The organism is Pseudomonas sp. HP_08 (assembly GCF_055284095.1).
This window is the reverse complement of sequence record NZ_JBTOQC010000006.1, coordinates 1-19,839: the sequence shown is the minus strand read 5'-3', so window position 1 is coordinate 19,839 and position 19,839 is coordinate 1. Positions and strand designations below refer to the sequence as shown.

Annotated in this window: 18 protein-coding genes; 7 read left to right on the top strand and 11 right to left on the bottom strand. The window is 62.1% G+C overall.

The window, feature by feature from the left end; all coding sequences use genetic code 11:
* Window positions 1-189 precede the first annotated feature (189 nt).
* Window positions 190-2,199 (top strand): DNA helicase Rep, encoded by a 2,010-nt coding sequence (rep, locus tag ACYAS9_RS07045; RefSeq protein ID WP_463567603.1) that lies wholly within the window; start codon window positions 190-192, stop codon window positions 2,197-2,199.
* A gap of 21 nt (window positions 2,200-2,220) precedes the next feature.
* On the opposite strand, the gene ACYAS9_RS07040 is transcribed toward rep, so the two are convergent.
* From ACYAS9_RS07040 to dadA, 5 genes are all read right to left on the bottom strand, one after another.
* Entirely contained in the window at window positions 2,221-4,155 is a 1,935-nt protein-coding gene (locus ACYAS9_RS07040) for an acetyl-CoA hydrolase/transferase C-terminal domain-containing protein (RefSeq protein ID WP_463567602.1), read from the bottom strand.
* An 89-nt stretch (window positions 4,156-4,244) separates the two neighbouring features.
* Window positions 4,245-4,661, bottom strand: a complete 417-nt coding sequence (locus tag ACYAS9_RS07035) for a c-type cytochrome (protein WP_463567601.1) — start codon at window positions 4,659-4,661, stop codon at window positions 4,245-4,247.
* Between the two features lie 89 nt (window positions 4,662-4,750).
* Window positions 4,751-5,299, bottom strand: coding sequence for a cupin domain-containing protein (locus ACYAS9_RS07030; RefSeq protein ID WP_463567600.1), 549 nt, complete (start codon window positions 5,297-5,299; stop codon window positions 4,751-4,753).
* Window positions 5,300-5,387: 88 nt separating this feature from the next.
* Window positions 5,388-6,461 (bottom strand): alanine racemase, encoded by a 1,074-nt coding sequence (gene alr / locus ACYAS9_RS07025; RefSeq protein WP_463567599.1) that lies wholly within the window; start codon window positions 6,459-6,461, stop codon window positions 5,388-5,390.
* 28 nt (window positions 6,462-6,489) lie between these two features.
* Window positions 6,490-7,791, bottom strand: a complete 1,302-nt coding sequence (gene dadA, locus ACYAS9_RS07020; RefSeq protein WP_463567598.1) for a D-amino acid dehydrogenase — start codon at window positions 7,789-7,791, stop codon at window positions 6,490-6,492.
* 156 nt (window positions 7,792-7,947) lie between these two features.
* Between dadA and ACYAS9_RS07015 the strand changes: the two genes are divergently transcribed.
* The gene (locus tag ACYAS9_RS07015) at window positions 7,948-8,436 is read left to right on the top strand and encodes an Lrp/AsnC ligand binding domain-containing protein (RefSeq protein WP_463567597.1); all 489 of its coding nucleotides are present in this window, start codon (window positions 7,948-7,950) and stop codon (window positions 8,434-8,436) included.
* A gap of 110 nt (window positions 8,437-8,546) precedes the next feature.
* Here ACYAS9_RS07015 and ACYAS9_RS07010 read toward each other — a convergent pair whose 3' ends face one another.
* Window positions 8,547-8,900 (bottom strand): YkgJ family cysteine cluster protein, encoded by a 354-nt coding sequence (locus tag ACYAS9_RS07010; protein WP_463567596.1) that lies wholly within the window; start codon window positions 8,898-8,900, stop codon window positions 8,547-8,549.
* 117 nt (window positions 8,901-9,017) lie between these two features.
* Here ACYAS9_RS07010 and ACYAS9_RS07005 point away from each other — a divergent pair, with 117 nt between their 5' ends.
* Window positions 9,018-10,301, top strand: coding sequence for an NAD(P)/FAD-dependent oxidoreductase (locus ACYAS9_RS07005; RefSeq protein ID WP_463567595.1), 1,284 nt, complete (start codon window positions 9,018-9,020; stop codon window positions 10,299-10,301).
* A 23-nt stretch (window positions 10,302-10,324) separates the two neighbouring features.
* On the opposite strand, the gene ACYAS9_RS07000 is transcribed toward ACYAS9_RS07005, so the two are convergent.
* Complete coding sequence (locus tag ACYAS9_RS07000; RefSeq protein WP_463567594.1) at window positions 10,325-10,588, bottom strand: DUF1127 domain-containing protein; 264 nt, start codon at window positions 10,586-10,588, stop codon at window positions 10,325-10,327.
* Between the two features lie 174 nt (window positions 10,589-10,762).
* Between ACYAS9_RS07000 and ACYAS9_RS06995 the strand changes: the two genes are divergently transcribed.
* Both ACYAS9_RS06995 and ACYAS9_RS06990 read left to right on the top strand, forming a co-directional pair.
* Complete coding sequence (locus ACYAS9_RS06995) at window positions 10,763-12,184, top strand: aminotransferase-like domain-containing protein (RefSeq protein WP_463567593.1); 1,422 nt, start codon at window positions 10,763-10,765, stop codon at window positions 12,182-12,184.
* 102 nt (window positions 12,185-12,286) lie between these two features.
* Window positions 12,287-13,870, top strand: a complete 1,584-nt coding sequence (locus ACYAS9_RS06990) for a phospholipase D family protein (RefSeq protein WP_463567592.1) — start codon at window positions 12,287-12,289, stop codon at window positions 13,868-13,870.
* Here ACYAS9_RS06990 and ACYAS9_RS06985 read toward each other — a convergent pair.
* Together ACYAS9_RS06985 and ACYAS9_RS06980 are read right to left on the bottom strand one after the other, a co-directional pair.
* The gene (locus ACYAS9_RS06985) at window positions 13,867-15,012 is read right to left on the bottom strand and encodes an MFS transporter (RefSeq protein ID WP_463567591.1); all 1,146 of its coding nucleotides are present in this window, start codon (window positions 15,010-15,012) and stop codon (window positions 13,867-13,869) included. The two genes, ACYAS9_RS06990 and ACYAS9_RS06985, sit on opposite strands and share 4 nt — an antisense overlap.
* 65 nt (window positions 15,013-15,077) lie before the next feature.
* The gene (locus ACYAS9_RS06980; RefSeq protein WP_463567590.1) at window positions 15,078-16,571 is read right to left on the bottom strand and encodes an aldehyde dehydrogenase; all 1,494 of its coding nucleotides are present in this window, start codon (window positions 16,569-16,571) and stop codon (window positions 15,078-15,080) included.
* A 225-nt stretch (window positions 16,572-16,796) separates the two neighbouring features.
* On the opposite strand from ACYAS9_RS06980, the gene ACYAS9_RS06975 reads away from it, so the two are divergent.
* A complete protein-coding gene (locus tag ACYAS9_RS06975; protein ID WP_463567589.1) occupies window positions 16,797-17,159 on the top strand; it encodes a cupin domain-containing protein in 363 nt (120 codons plus the stop codon).
* Window positions 17,160-17,212: 53 nt separating this feature from the next.
* Here ACYAS9_RS06975 and rpmG read toward each other — a convergent pair whose 3' ends face one another.
* Together rpmG and rpmB are read right to left on the bottom strand one after the other, a co-directional pair.
* Complete coding sequence (gene rpmG / locus ACYAS9_RS06970; protein ID WP_007894709.1) at window positions 17,213-17,368, bottom strand: 50S ribosomal protein L33; 156 nt, start codon at window positions 17,366-17,368, stop codon at window positions 17,213-17,215.
* An 11-nt stretch (window positions 17,369-17,379) separates the two neighbouring features.
* Window positions 17,380-17,613 (bottom strand): 50S ribosomal protein L28, encoded by a 234-nt coding sequence (gene rpmB, locus ACYAS9_RS06965; protein ID WP_459746230.1) that lies wholly within the window; start codon window positions 17,611-17,613, stop codon window positions 17,380-17,382.
* A gap of 355 nt (window positions 17,614-17,968) precedes the next feature.
* On the opposite strand from rpmB, the gene ACYAS9_RS06960 reads away from it, so the two are divergent.
* Window positions 17,969-19,555, top strand: coding sequence for an ABC transporter substrate-binding protein (locus ACYAS9_RS06960; protein ID WP_463567588.1), 1,587 nt, complete (start codon window positions 17,969-17,971; stop codon window positions 19,553-19,555).
* The last annotated feature ends 284 nt before the right edge of the window (window positions 19,556-19,839 follow it).

Sequence of the window (19,839 nt, the reverse complement as noted above, 5' to 3'; positions counted from 1 at the left end):
ATCCAGAGGAAAAATACAGGGCTGGTACCTCAAATGAGGTAACGAAAAAGATGTAAATGAGTACGGTGTGCAAATGTAACAAAACCAAGAAATTTAGATAGCGGTTACTGAGAAAGGGACGAAGGTCACTGCATGCTGCCGCGAGCCTGTTAAAATGCCCGCCTTCTTTCGTACACGACGCCTCTCTTCATGTCCCGACTCAATCCCCGGCAGCAGGAAGCCGTGAACTACGTCGGCGGCCCGCTCCTGGTGCTCGCCGGTGCAGGCTCCGGCAAAACCAGCGTGATCACCCGCAAGATCGCCCACCTGATCCAGAATTGCGGCATCCGCGCCCAGCACATCGTGGCCATGACCTTCACCAACAAGGCCGCCCGCGAGATGAAAGAGCGCGTCGGCAGCCTGCTGCGCGGGGCCGAAGGCCGTGGCCTGACGGTCTCGACCTTCCACAACCTTGGGCTGAACATCATCCGCAAGGAGCATGTGCGGCTGGGCTACAAGCCGGGCTTTTCGATCTTCGATGAGGGCGATATCAAGTCCCTGCTCACCGACATCATGCAAAAGGAGTACTCGGGCGACGACGGCGTCGACGAGATCAAGGGCTACATCGGCTCCTGGAAAAACGACCTTATCCTGCCCGAAGAAGCCCTGGCCAACGCGCGCGGCCCCAAAGAGCAGACCGCCGCCATCGTCTACACCCACTACCAGCGCACCCTCAAGGCCTACAACGCGCTGGACTTCGACGACCTGATCCTGCTGCCGGTCAAGCTGTTCCTTGAACACGCCGACATCCTCGAAAAGTGGCAGAACCGTGTGCGCTACCTGCTGGTCGACGAATACCAGGACACCAACGCCAGCCAGTATCTGCTGGTAAAACTGCTGATCGGCAACCGCAACCAGTTCACCGTGGTCGGCGACGATGATCAGTCGATTTATGCCTGGCGCGGCGCACGGCCGGAAAACCTGATGCTGCTCAAGGACGACTACCCGTCGCTCAAAGTGGTGATGCTGGAGCAGAACTACCGCTCCACCAGCCGCATCCTGCGCTGCGCCAACGTGCTGATCGCCAACAACCCGCACGATTTCGAAAAACAGCTGTGGTCGGAAATGGGCCACGGCGACGAGATCCGCGTGATTCGTTGCCGCAACGAAGAGGCCGAGGCCGAGCGGGTGGCGATGGAAATCCTCACCTTGCACCTGCGCACCGACCGGCCATACAGCGATTTTGCGATCCTGTATCGCGGCAACTACCAGGCCAAGCTGATCGAGCTGAAGCTGCAACATCACCAGATTCCGTATCGGCTGTCGGGCGGCACCAGCTTTTTCAGCCGTCAGGAAGTGAAGGACTTGATGTCCTACTTGCGCCTGCTGGTAAACCCGGACGACGACAACGCCTTCTTGCGGGTGATCAACGTGCCACGCCGCGAGATCGGCTCCACGACCCTCGAAAAGCTCGGTAACTATGCCTCCGAGCGCAAGGTGTCGATGTACGCCGCCAGTGAAGAACTGGGCCTGGGCGAACACCTCGACAGCCGTTACACCGAGCGCCTGCAACGCTTCAAGCGCTGGATGGACGGCGTGCGCCAGCAATGCGCGCAGAACGACCCGATTGCCGCCCTGCGCAGCATGGTCATGGACATCGACTACGAGAACTGGATTCGCACCAACAGCTCCAGCGACAAGGCCGCCGACTACCGCATGAGCAACGTCTGGTTTCTCATCGAGGCGTTGAAAAACACCCTGGAGAAAGACGAAGAAGGCGGCATGACCATCGAGGAGGCCATCGGCAAGCTGGTCTTGCGCGACATGCTCGAACGTCAGCAGGAAGAGGAAGACGGCGCCGAAGGCGTGCAGATGATGACCCTGCATGCCTCCAAGGGCCTGGAGTTTCCATACGTGTTCATCATGGGCATGGAAGAGGAAATCCTGCCGCACCGTTCCAGCATCGAAGCCGACACTATCGAAGAAGAACGCCGCCTGGCCTACGTCGGCATCACCCGCGCGCGCCAGACCCTGGCCTTCACCTTTGCCGCCAAGCGCAAGCAGTACGGCGAGATCATCGACTGCGCGCCCAGCCGCTTTCTCGATGAGCTGCCGCCCGACGACCTGGCCTGGGAAGGCAACGACGACGCCCCGGTCGAGGTCAAGGCCGCACGCGGCAACAACGCCCTGGCGGATATCAGGGCGATGCTCAAGCGTTGAGGTGAATGCGCTGCCGCTGTGTCAGGGCAAGAGCGTGGGTTGTGTCGCGTGCAACCCGGCCAGCAGCAACCGCTGATACAGCTCTTCACGCAAGCCGTCGGGCTTGTCCAGGCCCATGCGCTCAAGGTGCGCCGGATAAGCCTCGGGGTCCGGTGCGTCCATCGTCGCCTTGCCCAGTTCAAGCATCTCGGTGAGTTTGAGCTTGCTCTTGATCCAGTTCAGCGCCCGCAGCAGGTCGCGTTCTTCGCTACTGAAATCGGAACCCAGCGGGTATTCGCTGAACAGCTCCGGGTAACCGGCCACCAGCGCTTTCAGCCGGTCGGGGACGTTGTCGGTAAAACGCGGGTCCAGTTGAAAGTCGTCGGGCAGCTTGCCGGCCTTTTGCGCCTGTTCGATCAGGCCGGGCTGGAAGCGTGAGTCGCTGATATTGAGCAAACGCTCGATCACCGTCGCGTCGGTCTGGCCGCGCAGGTCGGCGATGCCGTATTCGGTCACCACGATGTCGCGCAAATGCCGGGGAATGGTGGTGTGCTCATACGACCAGACGATATTGGAGCTGATCTCGCCGCCCGACTCGCGCCAGCTGCGCAAAATCAGGATGGAGCGGGCGTCTTCCAGCGCATGCGCCTGGGCCACGAAGTTGTACTGCCCGCCGACCCCGCTGAGCACGCGCCCGTCGGCCAGCTGGTCGGAGACCGCAGCGCCGAGCAAGGTCACGGTGAACGCACTGTTGATAAAGCGCGCATCGCGGCGCTGCAGGCGCTTGAGCTGTTCATCGCCATACAGTTCGTTGATGAAACTGATGGCGGTCATGTTGAATTGCGCCAGCCGCTCGCTCGGCAGTTCGCGCAAGCGCTGGTAAAAACTGCCCGGCCCGAGAAAGAATCCGCCATGCACCACCACGCCATCGGCCTGCTGGCTCTCGTCCAGCGCATTCTGGTTGGCGAGCAATTGCAGCCCGGCGTCGGCATAGACCTTGCGCCGCACAATGCCGGCATCGGCCAGCACCAGCAGGCCGTTGACGAACATTTCGCTACAACCGTACAGGCCGCTATTGAAAGGCTCGGTGCCGCCTTCGCGGTCGATCAGGGTCTGCCAGTTGCTCATGTTCAGCTCGCCGAGCAGGCCGAGGTAATTCTGGTTATCGGCCTGACGCGCCAACAGCGCGGCGGTCAGCGCATCGCCCATCGAACCGATGCCGATCTGCAAGGTGCCGCCATCGCGCACCAGCGTACTGGTGTGCAGCCCGATCAGATGATCCTGAAAACCGACCGGCATATTGGGGGTGGAAAACAGCGTGGCGGTTTCGGGCTCATCGATCAGCAGGTCGAAGGCCACCTCATCCAGCTCACTGTCGCCCGGCATATAGGGCAATTCGGCATGCACCTGACCGAGGATCAGGATGGTTTCGCCAGCAGTGCGGCGCCTGGCGATCATCGGCAGCAGGTCAAGGGTCACATCCGGGTTGCAACTCAGGCTCAGGCGCCCCGGATACTGCGGGTCGCTGGCAACCAGTTGCGCCACCAGGTTCAGGCCCTTGGCGTTGATGTCGCGGGCGGCATGGCTGTAGTTGCTGCTGACGTAGTCCTGCTGGGCCGGCACGCTGTCGAGCAGGCTGCCGGGCTGCATGAAAAACTGCTCGACGCGGATATTGGCCGGCAACGCGTCGCGGCGCAGGTCGCGCAGGTATTCAAGCTCTTGGTAGTCGCCAAACACCCGCTCTAGAAACGGCTCGAGAAAGCGCGCCTGCAAGCCCTCGCCCGGCGTCGGGCGGCCCAGGCTCAAGGCGGTGTAGATCGTCAGCCGGCGCTCGGGCAAGTCACGAATGCGCGCATACAGCGCGTTGACGAAACGATTGGGCTTGCCCAGCCCGAGCGGCATGCCCAGATGGATGTGCTCAGGCAACTGCGCCAACACTTGCTCGACGGCGCGCTCGATGGAACAGGACTGCGGCATCCGGGCTCTCCTGAAATGTCCTGGGATGCAGGTTGGACTGTTTTCAGAAGGTAATTGCTGCATGGCCTTGTTGCGCGATGCGTCTGTGCCTACAAACCCGACATCGTCTGTATTGCGGCCTTCAATTCGTCGTCGGTGCAATCGCCGCAGGTGCCCTTGGGCGGCATGGTGTTGAGGCCGGTAATGGCCTTGGCCAGCAGGCCGTCGAGGCCGCCCTCTTTGTCGGCGCGGGTTTTCCAGGCGGCGGTGTCGCCGATTTTCGGCGCGTCCATCAGGCCAATGCTGTGACAGGCAATGCAATGCTTGTCGATGATGGCCTGCCCCGCGCGTGCTGCGCCACCGGCCACAGTGGCCACGGTCACGCCCTGGCATTCCTGGCCCTTGATGCAGACCTTGCCGACCGGCTCCAGACGCTGGGCGATTTCTTCGCTGGAAGCGGCCATCAGGCCCAAGGGCGCCAGCAGCATGGCCGCCGCCATGGCCAGGCACAGTTTTATCGGATTCACGGGTTCACCCTCGTCGAGGCTGCGGCTATTACCTTGTCATGGATCGGCGGACGGGCCAGCCTCCGGTGGTCGGGGGCTGGCGCAGTCCGTCAGAAATTGGCCGGGGTCGCGGCGCTGATCAGGCGTGCCGGCAGGTCGAAGGGGTTGCGGAAGCGGTGCGGGCGGGTGCTTTCAAAGTAATAGCTGTCGCCGGCTTCGAGCAGATAGGTGTCGGGGCCGACGATCAGTTCAAGCCGTCCCTCGATGAGGATGCCGGTCTCCTCGCCTTCGTGAACCAGCATTTCTTCGCCGGTGTCGGCGCCTGGCGGGTAGGTTTCGGTCAGAAAGGCAATCGTCCGGCCCGGGTGCGATTTGCCCACCAGCTTCATGGTCATCGCGCCGTCGGAGATATCCAGCAGCTCGTTGGCCTTGTACACCACCTGGGTGGTGTTCGCAGGCTCCAGCTCTTCGGAAAAGAACTCGACCATGGACATCGGAATGCCGCCCAGCACCTTGCGCAGTGAACTGATCGACGGGCTGACGCTGTTTTTCTCGATCATGGAGATGGTGCTGTTGGTCACGCCGGCCCGCTTGGCGAGTTCGCGCTGGGACAGCCCCTTGAGCTTACGGATGTATTGCAGTCGCTCACCGACGTCCAATGCGGCAGTCCTCCAGGTAAAGTCGAGACGCAGGCATGATGGCAACAGCGTTCGATATTTACAACAGACGGACGGACCGCTAGCGGCGTCAGTTATCGCTATACAGGCGCGGTACGCGCTTGAGATTGCAGAACAGCTGGTACGGGATGGTGCCGGCCTGGGCGGCCACTTCGCTGGCGGCGACGTTCGGTCCCCAGAACTCGACCCGGCTGCCAAGCCCGGCCTGAGGCAGGTCGGTCAAATCGATACAAAGCATGTCCATCGACACCCGACCGAGCAAACGACCCGGCTGGCCGTCGATGCTTACCGGAGTGCCGGTAGGGGCATGGCGCGGATAACCGTCGGCATAACCCATCGCGACCACGCCGATGCGGCTGGGCCGTTCGGTGATGAAGGCGGCGCCGTAGCCCACCGGCTCTCCGGCGGGCAGTTCACGCACGTTGATGACCTTCGACTCCAGGGTCATCACCGCTTGCAACTGGTCGGCCAGCGGGTGCGGCCGGTCGAACGGCGTGGCGCCGTAGAGCATGATCCCCGGCCGTACCCAGTCGCTGGTGATCTGCGGCCAGCCCAGCAGGGCCGGCGAGTTGTTCAGGCTGGTCGGCGCTTGCAGCCCCTGACGGGCGGCATTGAATACCGCCAGTTGCTCTTCACTGCGCGGGCAATCCAGCTCGTCGGCGCGGGCAAAGTGGGTCATCAGCACGATGTCGGCGACCTTGCCGCTGCCCTGCAGCCGCTGGTACGCCGCCTGGTAATCGGCCGGAAAGATCCCGACCCGGTGCATGCCGCTGTCGAGCTTGAGCCAGACATTCAGCGGCTTGCCCACCGCCGTGCGCTCGATGGCGTCCAGTTGCCACAGCGAATGCACCACGAACCACAGGTCGTGCTCGGCGATCAACTCCAGTTCCTGGGCCTCGAAAAACCCTTCAAGCAGCAGGATCGGCCCGCGAATACCGGCAGCACGCAGCTCCAGCGCTTCTTCGATGCAGGCCACGGCAAAACCGTCGGCCTCGGCTTGCAGCGCCTGCGCCACGCGCACCGCGCCATGGCCGTAGGCATCGGCCTTGATCACCGCAAGCGCTTTGGCGCCCGCGTGCTGGCGAGCCAGCCGGTAATTGTGGCGCAGGGCTTGAAGGTCAATCAGGGCACGGGCTGGACGCATGGTCGGTTATCTTTTTTGATAAAACAGGTTATTGGTGTGCGGGCGCCGTATTGACAGGTCGTGCGGACTCGCGGGTGTTGCCATAACGGGAAATATCCAGGCCAGCGGCGCTGATCTGCGGGGTCTTGCGCGCGATCAGGTCGGCCAGCAAACGGCCCGAACCACAGGCCATGGTCCAGCCCAGCGTGCCATGACCGGTATTGAGAAACAGGTTGTTGTACGCGGTGGCGCCTACGATCGGTGTTCCGTCCGGCGTGGTCGGGCGCAAACCGGTCCAGAAACTGGCCTGGCGCAGATCGCCGCCGTGAGGATAAAGATCGTTGACGATCATCTCCAGCGTTTCACGCCGACGCGGGTTGAGCGACAGGTCGAAACCTGCGATTTCAGCCATGCCGCCGACGCGGATGCGGTTGTCGAAACGGGTGATCGCGACCTTGTAGGTCTCGTCGAGAATGGTCGAGGTCGGTGCCATGTCGCCACGGGTGATCGGCACGGTCAGCGAGTAGCCCTTGAGGGGATACACCGGCGCCTTGATGCCCAGCGGCTTGAGCAATTGCGGCGAGTAGCTGCCCAGCGCCAGCACATAGCGGTCGGCGGTTTCCAGCGTGCCGTCGATCCACACGCCATTGATGCGGTCGCCGGCAAACTCCAGGCGCTCGATATTCTGCCCGTAGCGAAATTCGACGCCCAGATCGACGGCCATTTCTGCCAGGCGCGTGGTGAACAACTGGCAGTCGCCGGTCTGGTCGTTGGGCAGGCGCAGCGCACCGCTGAGAATACCGGTAACGCCCGCCAGCGCCGGCTCGACGCGGGCAATGCCGGCGCGGTCGAGCAACTCATACGGCACGCCAGATTGCTTCAAGACCGCGATGTCCTTGGCGGCGTTGTCCAGTTGCTCCTGGGTACGGAACAACTGGGTGGTGCCCAGTTGCCGCGCCTCGTAGGCAATGCCGGTTTCGGCGCGCAATTCATCGAGGCAATCGCGGCTGTACTCGGACAACCGCACCATGCGCTCTTTGTTTACCGCATAACGGCTGGCCGTGCAGTTGCGCAGCATCTGCGCTATCCACAGGTATTGGTCGAGGCTGGTGGTGGCCTTGATCGCCAGCGGCGCATGGCGCTGCAACAGCCACTTCATGGCCTTGAGCGGCACACCCGGCGCGGCCCAGGGCGAGGCATAACCGGGCGAAACCTGGCCGGCATTGGCGAAGCTGGTCTCCATGGCCGCGGCCGGCTGACGATCGACCACCGTCACCTGAAAACCTTCACGCGCCAGATAGTAGGCCGTCGTTGTACCGATGACACCACTGCCGAGAACCAGAACGCGCATATCGAGTACCTCATCGCGGATATCCGCTGACGTTGTGCAGAATGAGTAAGGAATGTGCGCAGTATAAAAAGGTTCAGGCAGTGCTTTTCACTATATAAAAAGCTATATTCGAGGCGTTTTCTCGGCAAACGGCGCTTAGACAGAGGGAGATTACCCATGCGTACCCAGCATCAGTCCCGGCGTGAACTGGACAAGATCGATCGTAATATCCTGCGCATTCTGCAAAGTGACGGGCGTATCTCGTTCACCGAGCTGGGCGAGCGGGTCGGGCTGTCGACCACGCCCTGCACCGAGCGGGTCCGGCGCCTGGAGCGCGAGGGCATCATCATGGGCTACAACGCTCGCCTCAACCCGCAGAACCTCAAGGCCAGCCTGCTGGTGTTCGTCGAAATCAGCCTGGACTACAAGTCCGGCGACACCTTCGACGAATTTCGCCGCGCCATCCTTAAACTGCCACACGTGCTGGAGTGCCATCTGGTGTCCGGCGACTTCGACTATCTGGTCAAGGCGCGGATTTCAGAGATGGCCTCGTACCGCAAACTGCTGGGCGACATCCTGCTCAAGCTGCCGCACGTGCGCGAGTCCAAGAGCTATATCGTGATGGAAGAAGTGAAAGAGAGCCTGAGCCTGCCTATAGCGGAGTGAGCTGCAAGCTGTCAGCTACAAGCGGCAAGTGGGTTGGTGCTGGAACATCAATCTCGTAACCACCACTGCTTTTTCTTGCAGCTTGCAGCTCACCACTTGCAGCTTGGTTTTTACACCAGCACCTGGCGGGTGCTGCTCATGTAGTCGTGAATCTGCGCTTCCACCCGTGGATGGATCATCTGTTCCGGGCGCCGGCCATTGGGGCACGGCAGGGTCGGCGTGGTGCCGAACAGGCGGCAGATCAGCGGGCGCTCTTCATACACCGTGCAGCCATTGGGGCCCAGGTGTACACAGTTCAGTTCTTCAAGCGCGGCCTCTTGCTCGTCGCGGCTTTTACGCGGCAGGCGCGACATTTCTTCCGGTGAGGTGGTCACCGGCCCACAACAGTCATGACAACCGGGTACACATTCGAACGAAGGAATCTGGCGCCGCAGGGTGCGGACTTTTTCTCGATTACAGCTCATTGATCTATTTACCTGACACAACGCGGCGATTGTGCCGCAGTTGGCAGGTCCGTGACAGCGGCTTATCCTCGGCGGCTGTTTGCGCATCACCTGCTTGCGGATAACCAAGGACACCTCATGAACGCCCACGCCAACTCTTACTACGCCGCCAGCAGCCATCCGCAGCCGGATCATCCGCCTCTGCAAGGCGCGCTGAAGGTTGATGTGTGCGTGGTCGGCGGCGGCTTTTCCGGGCTGAACACCGCCATCGAACTGGCCGAACGCGGCCTGAGCGTGGCCTTGCTGGAAGCCCGGCGCATCGGCTGGGGCGCCAGCGGGCGCAATGGCGGGCAACTGATTCGCGGTGTCGGCCACGGCCTGGAACAGTTTGAGCCGGTGCTTGGCCGTGAAGGCGTGCACCAGCTCAAGCTGATGGGTTTCGAGGCCGTGGAAATCGTCCGCCAGCGCATCGAGCGTCATGGCATCGACTGTGACCTGAAATGGGGCTATTGCGACCTGGCCAACAAACCCAAGGACCTGCAAGGCTTTGCCGAAGACCTCGAAGAACTGCGCAGCCTGGGTTATCGCCATGAACTGCGACTACTGCAACCCGAGCAGATGCATGAAGTCGTGGGTTCGGACCGCTATGTCGGCGGCCTGATCGACATGGGCTCGGGGCATCTGCACCCGCTGAATCTCGCTATTGGCGAGGCGGCCGTGGCCCGCACACTGGGCGTGCAGGTGTTCGAACAATCGCCGGTCACCCGTATCGAGTACGGCCCGCAGGTCAAGGTGCACACCGCTCAGGGCAGTGTGCAGGCGAACTTTCTGGTGCTGGGCTGCAATGCCTACCTCAACGACCTGAACCCGGAACTGGGCGGCAAGGTGTTGCCGGCGGGCAGTTACATCATCGCCACCGAGCCGCTGAGCGCCGAGCAGGCCAGCCAGTTGCTGCCCCGCGACATGGCGGTGTGTGACCAGCGCGTGGCGCTGGATTACTACCGGTTGTCTGCCGACCGCCGCTTGCTGTTCGGCGGCGCCTGCCATTATTCAGGCCGCGACCCGCAGGACATCGCCGCCTACATGCAGCCCAAGATGCTCAAGGTGTTCCCGCAACTGGCCGGCGTGCGCATCGATTATCAATGGGGCGGCATGATCGGCATCGGCGCCAACCGCCTGCCGCAGATCGGCCGGTTGCCCAAACAGCCCAACGTGTTTTATGCGCAGGCTTATTCCGGTCACGGCCTCAATGCCACGCACCTGGCCGGCAAGCTGCTGGCCGAAGCCATCGCCGGCCAGCACAGCGCAGGCTTCGAGCTGTTCGCCAACGTGCCGCACATGACCTTCCCCGGTGGCAAACACCTGCGCTCACCGCTGCTGGCGCTGGGCATGCTCTGGCACCGGCTGAAAGAACTGGGCTGAAAGAACTGGCCTGGACGACAGGCTCAGTCACGCCAGAACGGTTTGGCGGCCTCGCGCCGGGCCTGTGAATAATCCAGGCCGATGTCGCGCAGTTCGTCGTCGGTCAGTTCCAGCAAGGCGCGGCGCGATGTCCAGCGATGACGATACAGCGCCCAGCGCCCTGACACGGGCTGCGGCTGCGCCAGCGCGGCCGGCGGATGGTTTGCACGCTTCTCGCTGACGACCGGTTGGCGCGTATCCCGTTCGCGGCCTTGCAGCACCGATTGCACATCACTGAACCCGTTCATGCTCGCTCCCTCCTTGCAGGATTGCGTGAGGAAGATGATGGCGAAAATGCGCACGACGATACAGATGCAAAAACTTCTTATATTTTCCGTACAGAAGACTTGCCGATTGCTCTGAATGCTTTATTTTTGCGCTATCTGTATTGGAATCTGTGCGCGAGCCGCCGGGAGTATGCCGTGACCCTGTATGTCAATCTGGCCGAGCTGTTGGGCTCGCGCATTGAAAACGGTTTTTACCGCCCTGGCGACCGGCTGCCGTCGGTGCGGGCCCTGAGCCTGGAACATGGCGTCAGCCTGAGCACCGTGCAGCAGGCTTATCGGGTACTGGAAGACAACGGCCTGGCGACGCCGCGGCCCAAGTCCGGCTACTTCGTGCCCGCCAGCCGCAAGGCACCGGCGTTGCCGGGCGTGGGGCGGCCGACCCAGCGGCCGGTGGATATTTCCCAGTGGGAACAGGTGCTGGACCTGATCCGCTTTTCACCCGCCAAAGACTTTGTCCAGCTGGGCCGCGGCATGCCGGATGTCAGCAGCCCGACACTGCGCCCGCTGCTGCGCTCGTTGAGCCAGCTCAGCCGCCACCAGGACATGCCCGGCCTGTATTACGGCGATATTCATGGCGCTGAAGTCCTGCGCGAGCAAATCGCCCGCCTGCTGCTGGACTCGGGCTGCAACCTCAGTGCCCGCGACCTGATCATTACCACCGGCTGCCACGAAGCGATGTCGGCGAGCATTCGTGCGCTGTGTTCGCCAGGCGATGTCGTCGCGGTCGACTCGCCGAGCTTTTTCGGTGCCATGCAAACGCTCAAGGGCCTGGGCATGAAGGCCCTGGAAATCCCCACCGACCCGCTGACCGGCATCAGCCTCGAAGCCCTGGAACTGGCGCTGGAACAGTGGCCGATCAAGGCCATCCAGCTGACCCCCAGTTGCAACAACCCGCTGGGCTACGTGATGCCCGAGGAGCGCAAGCGCGCCTTGTTGCGCCTCGCACAGCGCTTCGATGTGCCGATCATCGAGGACGATGTGTATGGCGACCTGGCCTACAGCTACCCACGCCCGCGCACCATCAAGTCGTTCGACGAAGACGGCCGCGTGCTGCTGTGCAGCTCGTTTTCCAAGACCCTGGCGCCAGGCTTGCGCATCGGCTGGGTAGCGCCGGGACGTTATCTGGAGCAAGTGCTGCACATGAAATACATCGGCACTGGCTCCACCGCGCCGCAGCCGCAACTGGCGATTGCCGAGTTTCTGCAGGGCGGCCATTACGAACCGCACCTGCGGCGCATGCGCAGCCAGTACCAGCGTTGCCGCGACCAGATGATCGACTGGGTGATGCGCTATTTTCCCGAAGGCACCCGCGCCAGCCGCCCGCAAGGCAGCTTCATGCTGTGGGTCGAGCTGGACGAGAATTTCGACACCCTGCGCCTGAACCGCGCCCTGCTCGAACACAAGGTGCAGGTCGCTGTGGGAAGCATTTTTTCGGCCTCCGGCAAGTACCGCAATTGCCTGCGCATGAATTATTCAGCGCGCCCGACACCCGAGATCGAAGCGGCCGTGCGCACGGTGGGCGAGACGATCAAACGGTTGATGGCGCAGGACGCGTAGCGCTCCATTAAACGGCACGCATAGCGTTCGATTAAACGGCACGCGTAACTTTTACCCGTCTGTGGCGGTCATATCGCCAAATCGAGTTCGCAGGTACAGCACTTGAACAGACGATGGCTCTTGCCCTTATGCCTGTGCACCGCCCTTGGGCTGGGCGGTTGTGCGCAGCGCAGCGTGCATGATGAACCCAGCCAGGCGCTGCCGGCAGCGAAGTCGAGTTTCGGGCGTTCGATCCAGGCGCTGGCGCAGCCCCATGAAGGCCGTTCCGGCTTTCGCTTGCTGTCCAACAGCAGCGAGGCGTTCAGCGCGCGTGCAGAACTGATCCGCATGGCCCAGACCAGCCTCGACCTGCAGTACTACATCGTCCATGACGGCCTGAGTACCCGCACGCTGGTCGAAGAATTGCTCAAGGCCGCCGACCGTGGCGTGCGCGTGCGCATCCTGCTCGACGACACCACCACCGACGGCCAGGACCAGACCATCGCCACCCTGGCAGCGCACTCGCAGATCCAGATCCGGGTGTTCAATCCGCAGGAACTGGGCCGCGAAACCGGCGTGACGCGCAGTGTCGGGCGCTTGCTCAACCTGTCGCGCCAGCACCGGCGCATGCACAACAAGCTGTGGCTGGCCGACAACAGCGTCGGCATCGTTGGCGGGCGCAACCTGGGCGACGAGTACTTCGATGCCGAGCCCACCCTGAATTTCACCGACATCGACCTGCTCAGCGCGGGGCCGGTCGCCGAGCAGCTCGGGCACAGTTTCGACCAGTACTGGAACAGCCGCCTGAGCAAACCGATCGACGACTTCATGTATTTTTTGCCCAGCCATCACGACCTGAACAAGGCCCGGCGCAAGCTGGCCACCTCGCTTGCGCAGGCGCATCAACAGCACAAGCAGCTGTATGAGCGACTGATGACCTACAAGACCCAGCCTGTGTTGTCGACCTGGCTCAAGCAACTGACCTGGGCTCACAGCCAGGTGCTGTGGGATGCGCCGACCAAGGTGCTGTCACAGGGCGAGCCGGACCCGCACTTGCTGCTGACCACCCAGCTCGCCCCGGAGCTGGTCAACGTCAAACAGGAGTTGATGCTGATCTCGGCCTATTTCGTGCCGGGCCAGGAAGGCCAGAAATACCTGACCGGGCGCGCCGACGCCGGCGTGGCGGTCAGCCTGTTGACCAATTCGCTGGAAGCCACCGATGTGCCTGCCGTGCATGGCGGCTACGCGCCCTATCGCCAGGCCTTGCTGGAGCACGGTGTGAAACTGTTCGAGATGCGCCGCCAGCCTGGCGACCCGTCGTCCATGGGGCGACGCAGCTCCGATCTGTTCGCCAAGCCGTCCTTGATCAGCAGCGGCTCGGACTCCAGCCTGCACAGCAAGGCGATGATCTTCGACCGCCAGAAAATGTTCGTCGGCTCGTTCAACTTCGATCCGCGCTCGGTGCTGTGGAACACCGAAATCGGCATTCTGGTCGACAGCAAGCCGCTGGCCGAACAGCTGCGCGGGCTGACCCTGGAAGGCATGTCGCCAGAGCGCAGCTACCAGGTGCGCCTGGAAAACGGCCAGATCGTCTGGGTCACCGAAGACAACGGCCAGATGCATACCTTGCACAAGGAACCGGGCGACTGGTGGCGACGCTTCAATGCCTGGATGAGCAAGGCCATCGGCCTGGAGCGCATGCTCTAGGCGGCGGCCTTTGCATCACCAAACGCGCCCTGGCGCAGCAACAGCACCACCAGGCCAAACGCGCCGGCGGCCATCAGCCACGGCAAGGTGTGCCCGCTGACCCACTGGCTGCCCGCCCCGGCCACCAACGGCCCGAGCAGGCAGCCGATGCCCCACAGCTGCGCGACGTGGGCATTGGCGCGTACCAGCGCGTCGTCGCGAAAGCGCTCGCCGATCAGGATCAGCGACAGGGTAAACAGCCCGCCGGCACTGGCGCCGAACAGCACCCACAGCGGCCAGATCAGCACGGTGTGGATAAACACCGGCACCAGCAGGCTGGAAATCAGCAGCATCACCGCGCAGCCGGTGAACAGGGTGCGCCGTGACATGCGGTCGGCCAGCAGGCCGATCGGCAGTTGCAGCAGCGCATCGCCGACCACCACGGTGCTGACCATCAGCAAGGCGATATCGGCGCTAAAGCCCTGGCGCAGGCAGTACACCGGCAACAGGGTCAGGATCATCGCCTCAAAGGCTGCAAACAGCGAAACCGCCCAGGCAATCGCCGGAATGTTGCGGCAGAAGGCGAACAGGTCGACAAAGCTCACGTGGCAGGCTTCGGTGCTCGGCGCGCCGCTGCGGCCCAGCAACAGCAACGGCGAGCAGACCAGCAGGCCCACGCCGATCCAGAAACCGTAGTCGGCCTCGGTGCCGATCCAGCCGAGCAGCAGCGGCCCGCTGAGCTGGCTCAGGGCGTAGGTGCTGCCGTACAGCGCCACCAGCCGCCCGCGCAGGCGTTCGATCACCAACTGGTTGATCCAGCTCTCGCCCAGCACAAAGACAATGGTCAGGATCAACCCGAGCATCAGGCGCAGCACCAGCCACACCGGGTAATACGGCAGCAGCGCCAGCAAGCCGACCGACAGCGCGCCGCACCACAGGCACAGGCGCATCAGGTTCGGCGTCCCGAAGTACGCCGCCAGCCGGCTGGCCAGCCCCGCACCGACCAGTACGCCAATCGCCGGCATGGCCGCCATGACGCCGATGGCAAAGCTGCCATAGCCCCAGCTTTCCAGGCGCAGCGACACCAGCGGCATGCTCACGCCAATCGCCAGACCGACGCTCAGCACCGAGGCCAGCACGGCGAAATAGGTACCCCAACGCATTTACCGCTCCACAGACAAAAAAACGCCCGGCCCGCACAGCCTGTGCGGGCCGGGCATGGGTGAAATTACAGCTTGATCCAGGTCGCTTTCAGCTCGGTGTACTTGTCGAACGCATGCAGCGACTTGTCGCGGCCGTTGCCCGATTGCTTGAAGCCACCGAATGGCGCGGTCATGTCGCCGCCATCGTACTGGTTGACCCACACGCTGCCGGCACGCAGTGCCTTGGCGGTCAGGTGCGCCTTGGACAGGTCCGAGGTCCACACCGCCGCCGCCAGGCCGTACTGGGTGTCGTTGGCGATGCGGATGGCTTCTTCGGCACTGTCGAAGGTGATCACCGACAGGACCGGGCCGAAGATTTCTTCCTGGGCGATCTTCATGGCGTTGTTCACGCCGTCGAAGATGGTCGGCTCGACATAGGTGCCGCCGGTTTCTTCCAGGATGCGCTTGCCGCCGGCCACCAGCCTGGCGCCATCGGCATGCCCGGCTTCGATGTACGACAGCACGGTGTTCATCTGCTGGGTGTCGACCAGCGCGCCGATGGTGGTCGCAGGGTCCAGCGGGTTGCCCGGCTTCCAGCCCTGGAGCGCTTCGATCACCAGTGGCAGGAACTGGTCCTTGATCGAGCGCTCGACCAGCAGCCGCGAGCCGGCGGTGCAGACCTCGCCCTGGTTGAAGGCGATGGCGCTGGCCGCAGCTTCGGCGGCGGCCTGCAGGTTCGGCGCGTCGGCGAAGACGATGTTCGGGCTCTTGCCGCCGGCTTCCAGCCAGACCCGCTTCATGTTCGACTCGCCGGAATAGATCAGCAATTGCTTGGCGATCTTGGTCGAACCGGTGAACACCACGGTGTCGACATCGTTGTGCAGCGCCAGCGCCTTGCCCACGGTGTGGCCATGGCCGGGCAGCACGTTGAGGACGCCAGCCGGAATGCCGGCCTCGATGGCCAGTTGCGCAATGCGGATGGCGGTCAGCGGCGATTTTTCCGACGGCTTGAGGATCACCGAGTTACCGGTCGACAGCGCAGGCCCCAGCTTCCAGCAGGCCATCAGCAGCGGGAAGTTCCACGGCACGATGGCGGCCACCACACCAACCGGCTCGCGGGTTACCAGGCCCAGCTGGTTATGTGGGGTGGCGGCGACTTCGTCATACAGCTTGTCGATGGCCTCGCCGCTCCAGCTCAGCGCTTGGGCGGCGCCGGGAATGTCGATACCGGAGGAGTCGCCGATCGGCTTGCCCATGTCGAGGGTTTCAAGCAGGGCGAGTTCTTCGACATGCTGGCGGATCAGGCCGGCAAAGCGGATCATGGTGGCCTTGCGCTTGGCCGGTGCCAGGCGCGACCAGCTGCCGGACTCGAATACCTTGCGGGCACTCTCGACCGCTTGCTGCGCGTCTTCGCTGTCGCAGCTGGCGACCTTGGCCAGCAGCCGGCCGTCGACCGGGCTGATGCAATCAAAGGTGGCGCCGCCCGCGGCATCGGTATATTGGCCCTGGATGAACGCACGGCCTTCGATCTTCAGATCGCGGGCGCGCTGTTCCCAGTCAGCAAGCGTCAGGGTGGTCATACGCATGTCCTCTTACTGTTCGATGATGGTCTGGCTGTGGATCGGCAACAGCCATAAAGGTTCGCCACCCTAAACCAGCGCCCGGGAAAAAAGCCAATATATTTGACAAAAACGGTAACAAAAGCCTCATGTGTTTAATTTATTGAACGATCACATGAGCAGGCATCATCCGTTGCTTCGTAACGCATCAATCAACTGCCTGTCACTCTTGCCGAGGGAATCTGCATGACCATCAACACCATCGTCGATTTCAGTGAAGCCGGCACCGCAGCCGAGCGTTATCGCCCTGCCCCGGAAAAAATTCTAAAGGGCGACCCGCAGCAGACCGTCTACAACCATTACAACAGCCCGTGCGCGCAGTTCAGCGCCGGCGTGTGGGAAGGCGAGCCGGGCCAGTGGCAGGTGAACTACACCGAACACGAATATTGCGAGATCGTTCACGGCGTCTCGGTACTGCGCGATGAGGCGGGACAGGCCAAGACCCTGCGCGCCGGCGACCGCTTCGTGATTCCGGCAGGCTTCAAGGGCACCTGGGAGGTGCTGGAAACCTGCCGCAAGATTTATGTGGTGTTCGAAGCCAAGGCATAAAAAAAAGGCCCGTATCTCGCGATACGGGCCTTTTTTGTGAAAGCCAAAATCAATTACTTGATTTTGCCTTCCTTGTAGATCACGTGCTTGCGAACAACCGGATCAAATTTCTTGATCTCGATCTTGTCCGGAGTAGTACGCTTGTTTTTGTCGGTAGTGTAGAAGTGACCAGTACCGGCGCTCGAAATCAAACGAATCAATTCACGCATGATCAGTCTCCTTAGATCTTGCCGTCGCGACGCAGGTCAACCAGGACCGCATCGATACCGCGTTTGTCGATGATACGCATGCCCTTGGCGGAAACGCGCAGGCGAACGAAACGTTTTTCACTCTCAACCCAGAAGCGGTGATGCTGCAGGTTTGGCAGGAAACGACGACGGGTTTTGTTGTTTGCGTGGGAAATGTTATTCCCGGTTACCGGACCCTTACCGGTAACTTGACAGACTCTCGACATGCCTCAGCCCTCTAAAACCACATGCCCAACCCGGCATGGGTTGGCCGCTTAATCTCTCAGTCATTCGGCGCATGATGCGCCGCGTTTCTTCAAGGGTCTTACCGACCTCACCTACTGGGTAAGGAGCCGGGCCCTAGAAAAGAGCGCTGCTTTATACCAGAAACCCCAGCAGTCAACAACAAGCAAAGTACTTTCCGATGGACTTACAGGCGTGGCGCCCTTGCCCGCCGAGGTCATACACAGCCGACCACTCGTCGCATCGCACTGATTGTTCTGCGCTATTACATCGTCTAGGGTTACATCCCTCACCAGACTGCACCGGCAGATGGGGCCTTATCTGAACAGGAATATAGCCATGCGCTTAGCTGCACTCCCTATTTTGCTTGCCCCGTTGCTGTTTCCGGCCATCAGCCAGGCCGCCAACCTCGTCGTGTGTACCGAAGCCAGCCCCGAGGGCTTCGACGTGGTGCAATACAACTCGCTGACCACCACCAACGCCTCCGCCGATGTGCTGATGAACCGCCTGGTGGATTTCGATGCGCAAAGCGCCAAGCTGGTGCCGAGCCTGGCCGAAAGCTGGACCGTATCGGCCGATGGCCTAACCTACGACTTCAAGCTGCGCAACGGGGTCAAATTCCACAGCACCGAGTACTTCAAGCCCACGCGCGAATTGAACGCCGACGATGTGCTGTTCAGTTTCAATCGCATGCTCGATGTGCAGAACCCGTGGCACAAGATTGCCCAGAGTGGCTTCCCGCATGCGCAATCGATGCAGTTGCCCTCACTGATCAAGAAGATCGAAGCGCCTGACCCGCACACGGTACGCTTTGTCCTGAGCCGCGCCGATGCCACTTTCCTGGCAACGTTGAGCATGGGCTTTGCCTCGATCTACTCGGCTGAATACAGCGACCAGCTGCTCAAGGCCGGCACGCCGGAAAAACTCAACACCCAGCCAATCGGCACCGGGCCGTTCGTGTTCAAGCGCTTCCAGAAGGACGCCGTGGTGCGCTACAGCGGCAACCCGGATTACTTTGCCGGCAAACCGGTCATCGACACCCTGGTCTATGCCATTACCCCGGACGCCAACGTACGTCTGCAAAAGATCCGCCGCAATGAATGCCAGGTGGCCCTGTCGCCCAAGCCGCTGGACATCAAGGCCGCCAGCGAAGACTCCAACCTCAAGATCGAGAAGACCGAAGCCTTCATGACCGCTTTCGTGGCGATCAACACCCAGCATCCGCCGTTCGACAAACCCGAAGTGCGTCAGGCCGTGAACCTGGCCTTCGACAAGGCCAACTACCTCAAGGCGGTGTTCGAAGGCACGGCTGAAAGCGCGTCTGGCCCGTTTCCGGCCACCACCTGGAGTTACGCCAAAGACTTGCCGGGCTATGCCCACGATGTCGCCAAGGCCAAGGCACTGGTGGCCAAGGCTGGCGTGAAGGAAGGCACCAAGACCACGATCTGGACCCGGCCGTCGAGCAGCCTGCTCAACCCCAATCCGGGGCTGGGCGCGCAACTGCTGCAAGCCGACCTCAAGCAGATCGGTATCGATGCCGAGATCAAGGTCATCGAATGGGGCGAACTGATCCGCCGCGCCAAGGCCGGCGAGCATGACCTGCTGTTCATGGGCTGGGCTGGCGATAACGGTGACCCGGATAACTTCCTGACCCCGCAATTCTCCTGCGCGGCCGTGCAGTCGGGCACTAACTTCGCCCGCTACTGCGACAAAGGCCTGGACAAGCTGATCAGCGACGGCAAATCGACCAGCGACCAGGCCGCCCGCAGCAAGCTCTATCAGCAGGCCCAGACGCAGATTCAGCAACAGGCGCTGTGGCTGCCCCTGGCCCACCCGACCGCGGCCGTGCTGACCCGCAAGGAAGTCAGCGGCTACCAGGTCAATCCGTTCGGGCGCCAGGACTTCTACAAAGTGGATGTGAAATAACGACGACCGATCAGAACCCGGTGCGCACCGTCAGCGACAGACTACGCGGGTCGCCGCAAATGGCGCCAGCGTAGAAGCCGTAACCTGTAGGAGCCCGCTCGCCGGCGACCGGCTGCGTTAGCAGTCGTAAAATGTCAGCGTTTCATAGATTTCTGTGAGCGCTGCGCACTCAATCGCGGGCAAGCGCGCTCCTACAAGGCCAGGGTTTGCTGCGCGATAGCGCTTTGCACCAAGCGTTGTCTTCTCCGATCAGAACCCGGTGCGCACCGTCAGCGACAGGCTGC

What these genes read in the sequence shown, in the direction of transcription:
- rep (WP_463567603.1), top strand. Translation starts at nt 190, where the DNA reads ATGTCCCGACTCAATCCCCGGCAGCAGGAAGCCGTGAACTACGTCGGC.
- ACYAS9_RS07040 (WP_463567602.1), bottom strand. Translation starts at nt 4,155, where the DNA reads ATGCCGCAGTCCTGTTCCATCGAGCGCGCCGTCGAGCAAGTGTTGGCG.
- alr (WP_463567599.1), bottom strand. Translation starts at nt 6,461, where the DNA reads ATGCGTCCAGCCCGTGCCCTGATTGACCTTCAAGCCCTGCGCCACAAT.
- dadA (WP_463567598.1), bottom strand. Translation starts at nt 7,791, where the DNA reads ATGCGCGTTCTGGTTCTCGGCAGTGGTGTCATCGGTACAACGACGGCC.
- ACYAS9_RS07015 (WP_463567597.1), top strand. Translation starts at nt 7,948, where the DNA reads ATGCGTACCCAGCATCAGTCCCGGCGTGAACTGGACAAGATCGATCGT.
- ACYAS9_RS07010 (WP_463567596.1), bottom strand. Translation starts at nt 8,900, where the DNA reads ATGAGCTGTAATCGAGAAAAAGTCCGCACCCTGCGGCGCCAGATTCCT.
- ACYAS9_RS07005 (WP_463567595.1), top strand. Translation starts at nt 9,018, where the DNA reads ATGAACGCCCACGCCAACTCTTACTACGCCGCCAGCAGCCATCCGCAG.
- ACYAS9_RS07000 (WP_463567594.1), bottom strand. Translation starts at nt 10,588, where the DNA reads ATGAACGGGTTCAGTGATGTGCAATCGGTGCTGCAAGGCCGCGAACGG.
- ACYAS9_RS06985 (WP_463567591.1), bottom strand. Translation starts at nt 15,012, where the DNA reads ATGCGTTGGGGTACCTATTTCGCCGTGCTGGCCTCGGTGCTGAGCGTC.
- ACYAS9_RS06980 (WP_463567590.1), bottom strand. Translation starts at nt 16,571, where the DNA reads ATGACCACCCTGACGCTTGCTGACTGGGAACAGCGCGCCCGCGATCTG.
- ACYAS9_RS06975 (WP_463567589.1), top strand. Translation starts at nt 16,797, where the DNA reads ATGACCATCAACACCATCGTCGATTTCAGTGAAGCCGGCACCGCAGCC.
- rpmG (WP_007894709.1), bottom strand. Translation starts at nt 17,368, where the DNA reads ATGCGTGAATTGATTCGTTTGATTTCGAGCGCCGGTACTGGTCACTTC.
- rpmB (WP_459746230.1), bottom strand. Translation starts at nt 17,613, where the DNA reads ATGTCGAGAGTCTGTCAAGTTACCGGTAAGGGTCCGGTAACCGGGAAT.
- ACYAS9_RS06960 (WP_463567588.1), top strand. Translation starts at nt 17,969, where the DNA reads ATGCGCTTAGCTGCACTCCCTATTTTGCTTGCCCCGTTGCTGTTTCCG.